Origin of the sequence: Sphingopyxis sp. YR583, from assembly GCF_900108295.1 — a bacterium.
GTDB lineage: Bacteria > Pseudomonadota > Alphaproteobacteria > Sphingomonadales > Sphingomonadaceae > Sphingopyxis.
This window is the reverse complement of sequence record NZ_FNWK01000001.1, coordinates 1,845,439-1,860,577: the sequence shown is the minus strand read 5'-3', so window position 1 is coordinate 1,860,577 and position 15,139 is coordinate 1,845,439. Positions and strand designations below refer to the sequence as shown.

General features: G+C 65.0%; 14 protein-coding genes and 1 pseudogene. 5 read left to right on the top strand and 10 right to left on the bottom strand.

Translation table 11 applies throughout. The features are described 5' to 3' along the window. Positions 1-8 precede the first annotated feature (8 nt). From BLW56_RS08615 to BLW56_RS08600, 4 genes are all read left to right on the top strand, one after another. Positions 9-956 carry an aldo/keto reductase family protein gene (locus BLW56_RS08615; protein ID WP_093510121.1) on the top strand — a complete coding sequence of 316 codons (948 nt, stop codon included), beginning with the start codon at positions 9-11 and terminating at the stop codon, positions 954-956. Further along, positions 953-2,155 carry a serine hydrolase domain-containing protein gene (locus BLW56_RS08610; RefSeq protein WP_093510120.1) on the top strand — a complete coding sequence of 401 codons (1,203 nt, stop codon included), beginning with the start codon at positions 953-955 and terminating at the stop codon, positions 2,153-2,155. The genes BLW56_RS08615 and BLW56_RS08610 overlap by 4 nt, the downstream gene beginning before the upstream one ends. 73 nt (positions 2,156-2,228) lie before the next feature. Then, entirely contained in the window at positions 2,229-4,262 is a 2,034-nt protein-coding gene (locus BLW56_RS08605) for a 3-hydroxyacyl-CoA dehydrogenase NAD-binding domain-containing protein (RefSeq protein ID WP_093510119.1), read from the top strand. 152 nt (positions 4,263-4,414) lie between these two features. Then, a complete protein-coding gene (locus tag BLW56_RS08600) occupies positions 4,415-4,642 on the top strand; it encodes a hypothetical protein (RefSeq protein ID WP_256203356.1) in 228 nt (75 codons plus the stop codon). Here the strand turns inward: BLW56_RS08600 and mmsB are convergent. The 8 genes and pseudogenes from mmsB to BLW56_RS08560 all read right to left on the bottom strand — a co-directional run. Continuing rightward, positions 4,636-5,511, bottom strand: a pseudogene (gene mmsB, locus BLW56_RS08595) (3-hydroxyisobutyrate dehydrogenase); the annotation flags it as partial. The gene BLW56_RS08600 and the pseudogene mmsB overlap by 7 nt on opposite strands. Then, positions 5,510-6,292, bottom strand: a complete 783-nt coding sequence (locus tag BLW56_RS08590; RefSeq protein ID WP_093510117.1) for an enoyl-CoA hydratase-related protein — start codon at positions 6,290-6,292, stop codon at positions 5,510-5,512. The gene BLW56_RS08590 and the pseudogene mmsB, both read right to left, overlap by 2 nt. A gap of 107 nt (positions 6,293-6,399) precedes the next feature. After that, complete coding sequence (locus BLW56_RS08585) at positions 6,400-7,446, bottom strand: enoyl-CoA hydratase/isomerase family protein (protein WP_093510116.1); 1,047 nt, start codon at positions 7,444-7,446, stop codon at positions 6,400-6,402. Next, positions 7,443-8,588, bottom strand: a complete 1,146-nt coding sequence (locus tag BLW56_RS08580; protein ID WP_093510115.1) for an acyl-CoA dehydrogenase family protein — start codon at positions 8,586-8,588, stop codon at positions 7,443-7,445. Before BLW56_RS08580 ends, BLW56_RS08585 begins: the two co-directional genes overlap by 4 nt. A 2-nt stretch (positions 8,589-8,590) precedes the next feature. Then, positions 8,591-8,986, bottom strand: a complete 396-nt coding sequence (locus BLW56_RS08575; RefSeq protein WP_256203355.1) for a RidA family protein — start codon at positions 8,984-8,986, stop codon at positions 8,591-8,593. Beyond that, positions 8,979-9,281, bottom strand: coding sequence for an I78 family peptidase inhibitor (locus BLW56_RS08570; protein WP_093510113.1), 303 nt, complete (start codon positions 9,279-9,281; stop codon positions 8,979-8,981). Before BLW56_RS08570 ends, BLW56_RS08575 begins: the two co-directional genes overlap by 8 nt. 23 nt (positions 9,282-9,304) lie before the next feature. Further along, positions 9,305-9,841, bottom strand: coding sequence for a hypothetical protein (locus BLW56_RS08565; RefSeq protein WP_093510871.1), 537 nt, complete (start codon positions 9,839-9,841; stop codon positions 9,305-9,307). Positions 9,842-9,931: 90 nt separating this feature from the next. Then, on the bottom strand, positions 9,932-11,425 hold the full coding sequence (locus BLW56_RS08560; RefSeq protein ID WP_093510870.1) for a CoA-acylating methylmalonate-semialdehyde dehydrogenase: 1,494 nt from the start codon (positions 11,423-11,425) through the stop codon (positions 9,932-9,934). 97 nt (positions 11,426-11,522) lie between these two features. On the opposite strand from BLW56_RS08560, the gene BLW56_RS08555 reads away from it, so the two are divergent. After that, complete coding sequence (locus BLW56_RS08555) at positions 11,523-12,410, top strand: LysR family transcriptional regulator (protein WP_093510112.1); 888 nt, start codon at positions 11,523-11,525, stop codon at positions 12,408-12,410. Here the strand turns inward: BLW56_RS08555 and BLW56_RS08550 are convergent. Then, a complete protein-coding gene (locus BLW56_RS08550; protein WP_093510111.1) occupies positions 12,407-13,726 on the bottom strand; it encodes a mannitol dehydrogenase family protein in 1,320 nt (439 codons plus the stop codon). The two genes, BLW56_RS08555 and BLW56_RS08550, sit on opposite strands and share 4 nt — an antisense overlap. Next, entirely contained in the window at positions 13,723-15,135 is a 1,413-nt protein-coding gene (uxaC, locus tag BLW56_RS08545; protein ID WP_093510110.1) for a glucuronate isomerase, read from the bottom strand. The genes BLW56_RS08550 and uxaC overlap by 4 nt, the downstream gene beginning before the upstream one ends. Positions 15,136-15,139: the final 4 nt, after the last annotated feature.

Sequence of the window (15,139 nt, the reverse complement as noted above, 5' to 3'; positions counted from 1 at the left end):
GCAAGCCCATGCAATATCGTGACCTTGGCGACAGCGGCATCAACGTTTCCACCATCTGCCTCGGCAGCTGGCTGACCTATGGCGCGGGGGTCGACGACAGCGCAGGGCGTGCGTGCGTCGATGCGGCGTTCGACGTCGGGATCAATTTCATCGACACCGCGAACATCTACGGTCGCGGCGCGGCGGAGTCTTTTCTGGGCGATGTGCTGAAGGACCGGCCGCGCGATAGCTATGTCCTCGCGACCAAGCTCTTCTTCCCGATGACCGAGAGCGACCGCGGCCTGTCGAGGAGCCAAGTCGCGAAGCAGATCGACGCGAGCCTCGCGCGCCTGCGTACCGACTATGTCGATCTCTACCAATGCCACCGTTACGACCCCGAAACGCCGCTGGAAGAGACGATGGAAGCCTTGAGCGAGGTCGTGCGCAGCGGCAAGGCGCGCGCGATCGGCTTTTCGGAATGGTCACCGGACCAGATCGCGGCGGCGCTCGCGCTCGCCCCGCCGTCGGTCAAATTCGTGTCGAGCCAGCCGCAATACAGCCTGCTCTATCGCCGCGCCGAAGAGAAGGTGATTCCGATCAGCATCGCAGGCGGGATCGGCCAGATCGTCTGGTCGCCGCTCGCACAAGGTGTACTCAGCGGCAAATATCTACCCGGCGCGGCGCTGCCCGCGGGGAGCCGCGCGACCGGCGATGACGCGCATTTCATGCAACAATTTCTGACCGCCCCGGTGCTGGAAGCGGTGCAGAGTCTGAACACCGTCGCCGACAGGGCCGGATGCTCGCTGGCGCAGCTGGCGATCGCCTGGGTAATCGCGCAGCCGGGAATCACCAGCGCGATAGTTGGCGCAAGTCGCCCCGATCAGTTGCGCGAAACCGCCAAGGCGGCCGACCTTACAATAGACCCGGCGTTGCTCGCCGAAGCTGCCGCCATAATTGAGGGAGTTCGCATTTCGTGAGCCACGGTTTCGACACCAAGCGGCTCGACCGCATTCCCGCCTTTCTCGAGGCCAAATATATCGCGCCCGGTCGTTTGCCGCACGCCGCGACTTTGGTGTCGCGGCGCGGCGAGATCGCGCATCAGTCGGTCATCGGCGAAGCAAGGCCGGGCGAAGCGCTGAAGGAAGATGCTATCTTCCGCATCGCGAGCATGACCAAGCCGATCACCAGCGTCGCCTTCATGATGCTTGTCGAAGAGGGGAAAGTCGCGCTGTCGACCCCGCTCGCCAAATTTTGCCCCGAGTTCAACGACACCGGCGTCTTTGTCGCAGGCGGCGGCAATGTGCCGTTTCTCACGCGGCCGCCGGCGCAGCCGATCCGCATGGTCGACCTGCTGCGCCACACCGCCGGCCTGACCTATGGCTTCCAGGAGCGAACGCCGGTCGATGCTGCCTATCGCAAGGCGCGGATCGACGATTTCGATGCCGATTATACGATGGACGGCTTCATCGCCGATCTCGCGAAAATCCCGCTCCAGTTCGATCCCGGCGCGCATTGGAATTATTCGATGGCGACCGACGTGCTCGGTGCGGTGATCGAGCGCATCGAGGGCAAACCCTTTGCGCAAGTGTTGCAAGAGCGCATCTTCGGCCCGCTCGGCATGGTCGATACCGGCTTCAAGGTGCCCGCCGACCAGCAGCACCGGCTGGCCGACGCCTATGCCTTTCACCCGAAGGACATAAAACAGGACTTCGATGCCGGCGCGCGCAGCCGCTGGGCGAAGGATCGCAGTTTCCATTCGGGTGGCGGCGGGCTCGCCTCGACGCTCCACGATTATCACCGTTTCTGCCTGATGCTGCTCGGCGGCGGCAAGCTTGGCGATACGCGGATCATCAGCCGCAAGACGCTCGACCTGATGACGTCGAACCATTTGCCCGGCGGCGGCGATCTGACGCAGCATAGCGTCGGCATCTTCAGCGAGGACGAAAATGCCGGGGTCGGCTTCGGGCTCGGCTTCGCGGTCACGCTCGATCCGGCGGCCGCAGGCATTCCCGGTTCGACCGGCGATTATTATTGGGGCGGCATGTTCTCGACCGGCTTCTTCGTCGATCCGGTCGAGCAGATCTGCATGGTCTTTATGACCCAGCTCATGCCCTCCTCCACCTATCCCGTACGGCGCGAGGTCAAGACGTTGGTCCACGCCGCCATCGACGATTGAAATGCAACACCACCATTCCGTTCGTGTGTCGACAAAGCTCGATACGAACGGGGCCTAATCAAAGGAGTCTCCCATGTCCGAAGAAACCCCCGTCAGCGTTACGATGGAGAAGGACGGCGAAGTCGCCGTCATCATCGTCAACAATCCGCCCGTCAACGCGCTGAGCTGGCACGTCCGGCAGGGCCTTGAAGACAATTTCACCGCCGCGCTCGCCGACGACAGCGTCAAGGCGATCGTGCTGCGCTGCGCCGGCGCGACCTTTATCGCGGGCGCCGATATCAGCGAATTCGGCAAGCCGCCGCGCGGTCCCGATTTCAACGCGGTGCTCAATAGCATCGAAGCGGCGTCGAAGCCGGTCGTCGCGGCGATCCATGGCACGGCGCTCGGCGGCGGTCTCGAAACCGCGCTGGTCTGTCATTATCGCGTCGCGGTGCCGTCGGCGAAACTCGGCGTTCCCGAAGTGAAGCTCGGCCTACTGCCCGGCGCGGGCGGCACGCAGCGCCTGCCGCGCGTCGTCGGCGTCGAAGCCGCGGCGACGATGACCTCGACGGGCGATCCGCTGCCCGCATCGAAGGCCAAGGAACTCGGCCTCGTCGACGCGCTCGCGGGCGAGGACAGCCTGGCAGCCGACGCAATCGCCTTTGCGCGCGCGAAGGTCGCCGACGGCCCGCGCCCGACGCGCGAACGCCCGGTGTTCGGCGATGTCGCCATCATCGAACAGCTCAAGACCGCCAACGCCAAGCGCTGGCGCGGGTTTGAGGCGCCCTACGCCAACCTCGCCTGCGTCGAGGCAGCGACGCGCCTGCCGTTCGACGAGGGTCTGGCGTTCGAGCGCGAACAGTTCATGAAGCTGATGTTCGGCAGCCAGTCGGCGGCGCAACGTCACATCTTCTTTGCCGAGCGTCAGGCCGCCAAGATCGACGGCCTGCCGAAGGACACGCAGCTCCGCGATATCAAGAAGGTCGGCGTGATCGGCGCCGGCACGATGGGCGGCGGCATCAGCATGAACTTCCTCCAGAAGGGCATTCCGGTAACGATCGTCGAGATGCAGCAGGAAGCGCTCGACCGCGGCGTCGGCGTGATCCGCAAGAATTACGACGCCTCTGCCGCCAAGGGCCGGTTCAAGCCCGAACAGGTCGATCAGATGATGGGCATCCTGACCCCGACGCTGAACCTCGACGACCTTGCCGACTGCGACCTCATCATCGAGGCCGTCTATGAGGATATGGGCGTCAAGAAGGACATCTTCGGCAAACTCGACAAGATCGCCAAACCCGGCGCGATCCTCGCGTCGAACACCAGCTACCTCGATGTCGACGAAATCGCGACCGCGACGAACCGCCCCGGCGACGTGCTGGGCATGCATTTCTTCTCGCCCGCCAATGTCATGAAATTGCTCGAGGTCGTGCGCGGCGAAAAGACTGCGCCCGACGCGCTCGCGACGGCGATGGCGATCGGCAAGAAAATCGGCAAGGTCGCCGTGGTCGCCGGTGTGTGCGACGGCTTCATCGGCAACCGCATGCTGAAGCCGCGCCAGCTGGAAGCGATGAAGCTGCTCATGGAAGGCGCAACCCCGGCGCAGGTCGACAAGGTGCATGTCGAATTCGGCATGCCGATGGGGCCGTTCCAGATGAGCGATCTGGCTGGCGTCGACATCGGCTGGCACCGCGACCCGAACCGCATCGAAAGCATCCGCGACGCGCTCTGCGCCGAAGGCCGCTGGGGCCAGAAGAAGCAGGCTGGCTTTTACGACTATGACGAAAAGCGCAATCCGTCGGAAAGCGCCCGCGTCGCCGAGATCATCGAACAGTTCCGTCAGAAGGCGGGCGTCGAGAAGCGCGAGATCACCGATCAGGAAATCATCGAGCGCACGCTTTATCCGATGGTCAACGAAGGCGCACTGATCCTGTCCGAAGGCAAGGCGCAGCGCGCGAGCGATATCGATGTCGTGTGGATCTATGGCTATGGCTGGCCGGTCTATCGCGGCGGCCCGATGTTCTGGGCGGGGCTGGAAGGCACCGACAAGATCGTCGCGGCGCTCGAGAAGCATGGTTTCGAAATCGCGCCGCTGCTCAAGGAAAAAGCGGAGGCGAAGTCGGGCTTCTAAGCCCGCTACACTTACAAAGATCAGGCCGTCTGTCCCTATGCGGGGCAGGCGGCCTTTCTTTTGCCGTCGCGTCGCCGCAGGTGCGACCGGAAACTTGCGATTCAGGGTTAAAGCGCTGGCAAGACCTGCCGTTAGGGCAGAGCATGACCGCCATGTCCGCCCTCGCCGTCCTTTTGCTCGCCGGCAGCGCGCCGGCTGCCGCGCCCGTCGCGACACCGCAGGTTAGCGCGATCGGCATAGCGCGCGCGCGAATCCTGGCGCCGGCCGAGGTGCGGCGGGTTGGCGACCGGATCGAGGTCCGGACCGGCGAGCGCAAGGCCCCGACGCAGGTGCACCGGACCGAGCGCCGCGACGGCGGCGAGACCGCCGACTTTTACTGAAGCGTCTTGATGATCGCCGAAAAGTCGCGGCCGTCCTTGTCGGCCTCGACAAAGGCTTCGTAGAGTTCGCGCGCCTTCGACCCCATCGGAACGTCGGCATCGACGCTGGCCGCAGCCTCCATCGCAAGACGCAGATCCTTGAGCATCAGCGCCGCGGCGAACCCGCCCTTATAGTCATTGTCGGCGGGTGTCGTCGGACCGACGCCCGGAAGCGGCGCATAGCTGGTGAGCGACCAGCATTGCCCCGACGACACGCTGGCAATGTCGAAGAATTTCTGCGGATCGAGCCCGAGTTTCTGCGCGAGCGCAAGCGTCTCGCACGTCGCGACCATTGAAGCGCCAAGCAGCATATTATTGCAGATCTTCGCCCCCTGCCCCGCGCCCGCATCGCCTGTGTGGATCACCGCCTTGCCCATCTTAGCGAGGATCGGCTCGGCGCGCGCGAAGCCCTCGCCGGTGCCGCCGACCATGAAGGTCAGCGTGCCCGCGTTGGCGGCGGCGATGCCACCCGAGACGGGCGCGTCGACGGCGACAAGGCCCTTGGCGGTGGCAGCTTCGATATTCGCGCGCGCCGTTGCAACGTCGATCGTCGAGCAGTCGAGGAGCAAGGTGCCGGGCGCGGCGTTCGGGAAGACCTGGCTTTCGTAGACCGACGCTACATGCTTGCCCGCCGGGAGCATCGTCACGACGGCCTCGGCGCCGGTGACGGCCTCGGCCGCCGATACGGCACGGGTGCAACCCGCTTCCACCGCGCGCGAAAGCGCCTCTTCGCTGAGGTCGAATGCGCGCACCTCGTGCCCTGCCTTCGCCAGATTCGCCGCCATCCCGCCGCCCATATTGCCGAGTCCGATGAATGCGATTTTCATGTCAGCGCCCCTTCCACACGCCTTCGCGTTTCTCGATGAAGGCGGCCATGCCTTCGGCCTTGTCCTCGGTCGCCGCGAGGATCTGGAACAGGCGGCGTTCGTAGATCAGCCCCTGATCGAGCGTGGTTTCGAAGGCGGCGTTGACCATATCCTTGTTCACCATTGCGGCCATCGGCGGCATCGATGCGATCACCGTCGCGGTCTTTACCGCCTCTTCGACCAGCGTGTCATGCGGCACGACGCGCGCGACGAGGCCCGAGCGTTCGGCTTCGGCGGCGTCCATCATCCGGCCGGTCAGGCACATTTCCATCGCCTTCGCCTTGCCGATCGCGCGCGTCAGCCGCTGCGATCCCCCCATGCCCGGCGCGACGCCGAGCTTGATTTCGGGCTGGCCGAATTTCGCCTTGTCCGACGCGATGATGAAATCGGCCATCATCGCGAGTTCGCAGCCGCCGCCCAATGAGAAGCCGTTCACCGCGGCGATCCACGGCTTGCGAACCTTCTTCACAAAGTCGCTCGTCCATTTCGAGAAGAAGTCCTCGAGGTAGAAATCAGCGGCGGGCTTGTCGGCCATTTCCTTGATGTCGGCGCCCGCGGCAAAGGCCTTGTCGCCCGAACCGGTGAGCACCGCGCAGCGCTGGCTGTCGTCAGCCTCGAAGGCAGCGAAGGCCTTGATCAGATCATCAAGCACGCCCGAGTTCAGCGCATTCAGCGCCTGCGGACGGTTGAGCGTCACCAGCGTAACGGCCCCGCGCGTTTCGACGAGGAGGGTTTCGTAAGTCATTCGGCTATCTCCGGGTGTTGTCATCCCGGACTTGATCCGGGATCCATAGCTGCGCTGTAGTCATGGCGCCCGGATCAAGTCCGGGGTGACGAAGGTGGGTGGCAAAGTCAGGTGAGCGGGGTCCATTTCTCGGATTCCGGCAGCGGCGCAAAGATCGCGTCGATCCAGTCGTCGGTGACCGCTTCGGGCGTCGGCGGATCCCACTTTGGACTATTGTCCTTGTCGACGATCAGCGCGCGCACGCCCTCGATGAAGTCGTGCATCGCGACGACGCGGCTACCGATCGCATATTCCTGCGTCATCTGCGCCGCGAAGTCGTGCATCTCGCCGCCTTCCTGCAATTGGCGGAGCGCGACCTTACACGTCTGCGGCGATTTGCCGTGGAGCGTCGCCAGCTCTTTTTCGGCCCATTCGCCGCCATCGGCTTCGAGCAGGGCGAGGATATCCTCATAGGTGTCGCTCGCGAACAGGCGGTTGATCCGTTCGAGATGCTGGGTGATCGCGGCGGGCGGCGCGGTGACCGACAATTCGCCCAAAATGCCGCTGATGCGGTCGGGGTCGACCGCGATGCGTTCCTTCGCCTCGGCGAGCTTTTCGGACGGCAGATAATGGGTCGCGAGCCCGAGCGCGAGGCACTCCGCCCCGTCGAGCCGCGCGCCGGTAAGCGCGAGATAGGCGCCGACGCGCCCTTCGAGGCGCGGCAGGTACCAACCGCCGCCGACGTCGGGAAACAGGCCGATCCCCGTCTCGGGCATCGCAAAGCGCGTATGCTCGGTCGCGACGCGATATTTCGCCGGCTGCGAAATGCCGACCCCGCCGCCCATGGTGATACCGTCCATGAAGGCGACGACGGGCTTGGGGTAAGTGAAGAGCAAATGGTTGAGGCGATATTCGGTGTGGAAGAATTGTCGCGCTTCCTTGCCATCCTTCGCGCCGCTTTCCGCAAGCATGCGAATGTCGCCGCCGGCACAGAAGCCGCGGCCCTCGCTATGGTCGATGATCACCGCCTCGACCGCGTCATCGTCACGCCATTTGACGAGCGCGCCGATCATCGCTTCGCACATCGGCAGGTTGAGCGCGTGGATCGCCTTCGGGCGATTGAGCGACAGGCGGCCGACGCGGACGTCGGTGCCGACAAGCACATCTTCGGTCATTGGCGCAGCAGATCCCTTCCGACGATCATCCGCATCACCTGGTTGGTGCCTTCGAGGATCGAATGGACGCGCAGGTCGCGCCAGAAACGCTCGATCGGATAGTCGCGCAAATAGCCGTAGCCGCCCAACAGCTGGAGCGCATCGTTGACGATCTTGCTGCCATTGTCGGTCGCCAGGCGCTTTGCCATCGCCGAAAAGCGCGACTTGTCGGGGGCGTTCGCGGTGACTTTTGCCGCCGCCATATAAAGCAACGCGCGCGATGCCTCGAGGTCGGTCGCCATGTCAGCGAGCATGAACTGGGTGTTCTGGAAATCGGCGATCGGTTGCCCGAACTGCTGGCGATCCTTGGTGTAGGCGATCGCCTCGTCGAGGCAGCGCTGCGCACCGCCAAGCGAGCAGGCGCCGATGTTGAGACGGCCGCCGTCGAGCCCCGCCATCGCGAAACGGAAGCCGTCGCCCTCGGCACCGACGAGATTTTCGACCGGCACGCGGCAATCCTCGAAAATCACCTGCGCGGTCGGCGAGGCATTCCAGCCGAGCTTCTTCTCGGGCGCGCCGAAGCTGAGACCCGGCGTGTCCTTTTCGATGACGAGACAGGAAATGCCCTTCGACTTTTCCTCGCTGGTACGGACCATGCAGACGTAAATGTCGTTATAGCCGGCGCCCGAAATGAACTGCTTGGTGCCATTCAGCACATAATGGTCGCCGTCCTTCTTCGCGGTGGTCTTGAGCGCCGCCGCGTCGGACCCCGAACCCGGTTCGGTCAGGCAATAGCTCGCGACCTTTTCCATGCTGACGAGGCTCGGCAAGAAACGTTCCTTGATCTCCGCGCCGCCGAAGCGGTCGATCATCCACGTCGCCATATTGTGGATCGAGACATAGGCCGACGTCGCGGGGCAGCCATAGGCCATCGCCTCCATGATCAGTGCCGCCTCCAATCGGCCAAGCCCGATACCGCCCGATTCCTCGGCGACGTAAATCGCGCCGAAGCCGAGTTCGCCCGCCGCCTTCCACACGTCGACGGGATAATGGCTTTTCTCGTCCCATTCGGCCGCGAAGGGCGTGATGCGGTCGGCGGTAAATTTGCGCGCCATATCCTGGATGGCGAGCTGGTCGTCGGTAAGCTGGAACTGGTCGGTCATGGTCACTTCTCGATAATGGCTTCGGCTTCGATTTCGACTTTCCATTCGGGCCGGATCAGCGCGGATACAACCAGCATCGTCGATGCCGGACGCACATTTTTAAATGCCGACCCGTGCGCGCGTCCCACCAGATCGGCATCCGCCGCGTCGGTGATGTACATGCGTGTGCGCACGACGTCGGCAAAGCTGCCGCCGAACGCCTCGAGCGCTTCGCCGATGATCGCGATGCACCGTGCCGCCTGCACCCCGGCGTCGCCGGGGGTCGAGCTGCCGTCGGGTTCGATCGGCGCGCAGCCCGCGACGTCGATGCGGTTCCCCACCCGAACCGCCCGGCTGTAGCCGTAGACCGGTTCGAAGGGGGAGGCCGAGCTATGATTGCGCCGGGTCGGCTCAGCCACAGCTGATCCGTTCGATCTTGAGCGCGTCGTCATAGGAAACGGTCAGCCGGTCGGGGCGGAAATCCATGGTGACCGCGGTGCGCGGCGGCACCCAGCGCAGGTTCGTCGCGCCGCTGCCCTTGAGCAGCTGGCCGCCGATGTCGGCGGTCGCCGTCTGGCCGACGAGCGACTGCACCGCGTCGGCGTTGCACGCGGCTTCAGCGGGCGGGGTCGGGGTCGATTCGACAGGCGGCCGTTCCTGTGTGCACGCGGCGAGCGGTAGGATCGCGGCAATTGCAAGCAAGCGAATGTCCATCACAAGTCTCCCTTTCAAAACCATCAGACGCAGCGCGTATAGCGCATCGGGCCCGCGGCGGCACCCTCGCCCTCGTCGCGGCGGATCAGTGTTTTTCCGCCATCGGCGAGGTCGAGTTGCATCCGGCGATCCCATTCGACGCCCTCGCCGCTGAACTTGTAGTCGGCGACGATGCGGCCAGCATCACTATCCCGAACGCGCGCGAGTTCGCCGTGCGATTCGTAGAAGCGCAGGTTCGTCGCGTCGATCGTCAGCGCGGTGAGGTCGCTGCCCTTCTTCGCCTTGCAATCGGCGGCCTTGAGCGCCCAGCGGCCGCGGATCGCGGCGGGGATCGTCTTGCCATCGCCCGCGGTTTTGGGTTCGGGCTTTGTCGGGGCTTCCGCCGCGGCATCGGGCAGATCGGCGTCAACCGCCGGTTCGGGTTTTTCGGCGGGTGCGGGCCGCTCGGCCTTTTGCAGCGGGCCGATGCTCGCGCTGGCTTCAGGCCCGGATTCCTCGTCCTTGCCGCCGCTGCACGCGGCAAGCAAAAGCGTCGCGGCAAGAAAAACCCAGCGTGGCATCGTCATTCTCCTCGCGGCGCCGACCCGATGTCGGCACCGTTATTGGAAGAATGCCCGATGGCCGAGCCGGGTTTCATCTCGCGCGTCCGATCAGCCCATCGTCGGGATGACGAAGGCGTTGCCCCCGTCGGGCGAACCGTCGGGCCAGCGCTGCGTGATCGTCTTGACCTTGGTCCAGAACTTCACGCCTTCCATGCCGTGCTGGTTGGTGTCGCCGAATGCCGAGCGCTTCCAGCCGCCAAAGCTGTGATAGGCGACGGGAACCGGGATCGGCACGTTGATGCCGACCATGCCGACGTTGACGCGCGCGGCGAATTCGCGCGCGGCGTGGCCGTTGCGCGTGAAGATCGCAACGCCGTTGCCGTACTGGTGCTTCGACGGCAGTTCGAGCGCGGTTTCGAAATCCGGGGCGCGGACGATCTGCAGCACGGGGCCGAAGATTTCTTCCTTGTACGATTCCATGTCGGTTGTGACATGGTCGAACAGGGTCGGGCCGATGAAGAAGCCCTTTTCATGCCCCTGCAGCGCGAAGCCGCGGCCGTCGACGACGAGTTCGGCACCTTCGTCGGCGCATTTCGCGATCCAGCCCTCGACCTTTTCCTTGTGCGCCTGCGTCACGACGGGGCCATAATGCGCCTCGGCATCGGTCGACACGCCGACGCGCAGCGCCGCGATCGCGGGGATCAGCTTGGCTTTCAGGCGCTCGGCGGTCTCGTCGCCGACGGGGACGACGACGGGCAGCGCCATGCAGCGCTCGCCCGCCGAGCCAAAGGCAGCGCCCGTCAGGTCGTTGACGACCTGGTCGAGGTCCGCGTCGGGCATGACGATGCCATGATTCTTCGCGCCGCCCATCGCCTGCACGCGTTTGCCGTTCGCGACGCCGCGATTGTAAACATAATGCGCGATGTCCGACGAGCCGACGAAGCTGACCGCGCCGATATCGGGATGGTCGAGGATCGCGTCGACCATTTCCTTGTCGCCATGGACGACCTGGCAAATGCCTTCAGGCAGCCCGGCTTCGAGGAAGAGTTCGGCTAGGCGGACGGGAACCGACGGGTCGCGCTCGCTCGGCTTGATGATGAAGGCGTTGCCCGTCGCGATCGCGACGCCCGACATCCACAGCGGGATCATCGCGGGGAAGTTGAACGGGGTTATGCCCGCGCCAATGCCGATCGGCTGGCGCATCGAATAGACGTCGATGCCGGGGCCGGCGCCCTGCGTATATTCGCCCTTCAGCACATGCGGGATGCCGCAGCAGAATTCGATGACTTCGAGCCCGCGCTGGATGTCGCCCTTCGAATCGGCGATCACCTTGCCATGCTCGCTGGACAGCAGGTGCGCGAGTTCGTCCATATTCGCTTCGACGAGGCGCTTGAATTCGAACATCACGCGCGCACGGCGCTGCGGGTTGGTGGCGGCCCACGCCGGCTGCGCCTTTTTCGCCGCGGCGACCGCACGCTCCAGAAGCGCCGCGTCGCCGAGCGCGACCTGCGCCTGAATACCGCCGCTGTTGGGGTCGAAGACGTCGCCCTGGCGGGCGCTGCCGCCGGCACCGCCGACGATGTGATGGTCGATCTGTCGCATGTTCGATTCTCCCATTAGATGTTGGCGCTGCCACAGCCGAGTTACGACGCGATTGCAAGGGATAGACTTGCAGCATGATCCTGCATATTTGCAGGATATGGATTGGGATAGGCTGCAATATTTCCTGTTCGTTGCGCGCCACGGTACGCTCGCGCGGGCCAGCGCGGCGCTGCATGTAGATGCGACGACGGTGAGCCGCCGCGTGAGCGCCCTCGAAGCCGCGCTCGGCCAGACGCTGTTCGAACGTGCGCCGTCGGGTTTCGTTCTGACCGCCGCCGGCCGAGCGCTCGTCCCGCACGCCGAAGCGATGGCGGCGGCGGCGGCGCGCATCCATTCGGCACGCGAAGATGCGACCGCGCTGTCAGGCCAATTGCGGGTCAGCGTGTCGGAAGGCTTCGGCAACAGCTTCATCGCGCCGCGGCTGGCGGGTTTTGTAGCGGCGCATCCCGAACTCGAGATCGATCTGGTCGCCTCGTCGGGTTTCCTCAATCCGTCGCGGCGTGAGGCCGATATGGCGGTGCTGCTGGCACGACCGCGCAAGGGCCCGCTGATCACGCGCAAGCTGTCGGATTATAGCCTAGGCATCTACGCCCCCGCCGAGCGGCCCGACTGGCAGGCGGCGGTCGCCGACGCCCCGCTGTCGCGCACCGGCATCCCGGTGATCGGCTATATGCCCGACATTCTTTACGCGCCCGAACTCGACTATCTGGGCGAGATCGAGCCGGGGCTCCGCGCAACTGTGCGCTCCTCGTCGATCCTAGCGCAGCGGCGGATGATTGCGGGCGGTGCGGGGGTCGGCGTGCTGCCCTGCTTCCTCGCGAGCGGTGACCCCGCACTGGTGCGCGTGCGGCCCGAGCAGACGATCGCGCGCGCCTTCTGGCTCGCGCTCCACCGCGACGTCGCGCCGCAGCCGCGCATCCGGGCCTTCATCGACTGGCTCGATACCGAGGTGCGCGAGAGCCGGGCGTTGCTGGTTCCGGCTTAAACCGGACGCCAGTCGGAGGGGATCAGGCCGCCGTCGCCGAACAGCCTTTCGATTGCATCCGGACCGGCCGCCGCTGCGCGCAACGCGTCGGCGAGTGGGTCGTCGATCGCATGGTCGCTGCGCAGGAAGGCAATCCATGCTGTGACAGCCGTTTCGAGCGAGAGGCAACGCTGCCCGCGTTCCTGATGCCAGGCGAGCGTTTCGAGCCAGCGCTGCGGGATCTTCTGACTGCCGTCCATCGCGATCTGGATCAGGCGGTGATGGAGCGCCGGATTGGCGAAGCGACCCATCAACGCATCGGCGTAAGCGGCTAGATCCTGCCCCGACGCCGCGTCGATCGTCGGCGCAGCCTCCTCGCGCATCAGCCGTTCGATGATCGGCCGAATGTCGGGGTCGGCAATCGCCTGATGGACATATTCATGGCCGCCGCCAAGCCCGATATAGGCAAGCGCCGAATGCGCGCCGTTGAGCATACGCAGCTTCGCCGTCTCATAGGGCGCAACATCGGCGACCAGTTCGGCGCCGACAGTTTCCCAACGCGGACGCGGGCCAGCGAAATCATCCTCGATCACCCACTGGCTGAAAGCTTCGGTGACAACCGCACCCTCGTCACGCGCGCCCAGGGTCGCTTCGACGGCCACACGGTCGGCGTCGGTAGTCGCCGGAACAATCCGATCGATCATCGTTGCGGGGCAAGTGCATTCGCCGTCGAACCACGCCGAAAGGTCGGGGTGATAGGCGGCAAGATATTCGCGCATCAAGCGGCTTAGCACCGCACCATTGCCCGCGAGATTGTCGCAGCTAAGCAGAGTGACGCCGCCGAGCCGAGCGGCCTTGCGCGCGGCGAGGCCAGCGGCAACGAAGCGATAGAGGCTCACCCCACCGACCGCAGCGGCCAGATCGAGCGACCCGTCGGCGCGGCGCAGATAGCCCTTTTCGGTGATGGTGAAGCTGATGATATGCGTTGTCGGCGCGGCGATCGCGTCGATCACGGCCTGCGGATCCTCAGCCGCGACGAGCACTTTCTGCACCGCGCCGATCATCCGCAACTCGGTCCCTGCTGCGCTGCGCGTGCTGACGGTGTAGAGCCCGTCCTGCGGGTTCAACTGCGCCGCAACGTCGCCCGAGCGCAACGACACGCCAATGGTGCCCCAGTCACCGTCACCCGCCGCCATCGCATCGTCGGTATAAACCGCCTGATGCGCACGGTGGAACGCGCCAATGCCGATATGGACGATGCCCGCCGCTTGGCGCTCGCGGTCGTAGCCCGGCGCCTTAACGGAAGCCGGGAGCGGTGTGTGCGCCGTCAGCCTCACAGCTTATAGGCCGCCTTGGCGAGATTGTAGCTTAGGTCGGTCGCGAGTTCGGCGGCCTCCCACTCCTCCATACGGTGTTCGGCGACGAGCTGCGCAAGGAAACCGCAGTCGATGCGCCGCGCGACGTCGTGGCGTGCCGGGATCGACAGGAAGGCGCGCGTGTCGTCGTTGAAGCCGACGGTGTTGTAGAAGCCCGCGGTCTCGGTCATCTGGGTCCGGAAGCGGCGCATGCCCTCGGGGCTGTCGTGGAACCACCAGGCCGGGCCGAGCTTCAGCGCCGGATAGTGGCCCGCGAGCGGAGCGAGTTCGCGCGCGTAGCTCGTCTCGTCCAAAGTGAAGAGGATGATCGTCAGCGCGGCCTCATTGCCATAACGCCCAAGCAGCGGGCGCAGCGCATGGACATAGTCGGTGCTGGTCGGGATATCCGCACCCTTGTCGCGGCCATAATGGTCGAACAGCCAAGGATTGTGGTTGCGGAACGCGCCGGGATGAATCTGCATCACCAGCCCGTCGTCAAGGCTCATCCCCGCCATCACCGTCAGCATATGCGCGCGGAACAACTCCGCATCGGCCGCGCTGACATCGGCGCCGGTGACGCGGGCGAACAGCGCCTCGGCCTCGGCGTCCGACAGGTCGGCGGTGGCGGCGGTCGGATGGCCATGGTCGGTCGAGGTCGCACCCATTTCGGCGAAGAAGGCGCGGCGATCCCGGTGTGCGGCAAGATAGCCCGCGTAGCTGAAGGCATCCTCGCCCGAGAGGTCGGAGAAACGCTTGAGGTTGTCGCGGAAGCCCTCGAACTCCGGATCGACAACCGGATCGGGACGATAGGCCGTGATCACGCGCCCGCCCCATTCACCGCTCGCGTTGGCGGCGCGGGTCACCGCGTGATGTTCGAGCGTGTCGAGCGGGCTTTCGGTCGTCGCTATCACCTCGATTCCGAAACGGTCGAACAGCGCGCGCGGGCGGAAGGCGTCGGTCTCCAGCGCTTCGGTGATGCGATCGTAATAGAGGTCCGAAGTCTCGGCAGAGAATTGCACGTCGAAGCCGAAGGCCTCGGCGAACACCCAATCCATCCACATGCGGCTGGGAGTGCCACGGAAGAGGTGGTAATTTTGCGCGAAAAGCCGCCAGCTCTCGCGTGGGTCCGCATCGCGGTTGCGGATACCGAGCGCACCCAATGACACGCCCTGCGAATAGAGCATACGGAACACATAATGATCGGGATGCAGCAGCATTTCGGTCGCATTGCCGAAGGGAGCGTTGCCAGCAAACCAGCTCGGGTCGGTGTGCCCATGCGGGCTGATGATCGGCAGACCCGCCACGTCCTTGTAGAGCCGGCGCGCGATGTCGCGCTGCGCCGGATCGGATGGAAAGAGACGATCGGGGGAGAGAACCAACGGGCGCGACATGGGA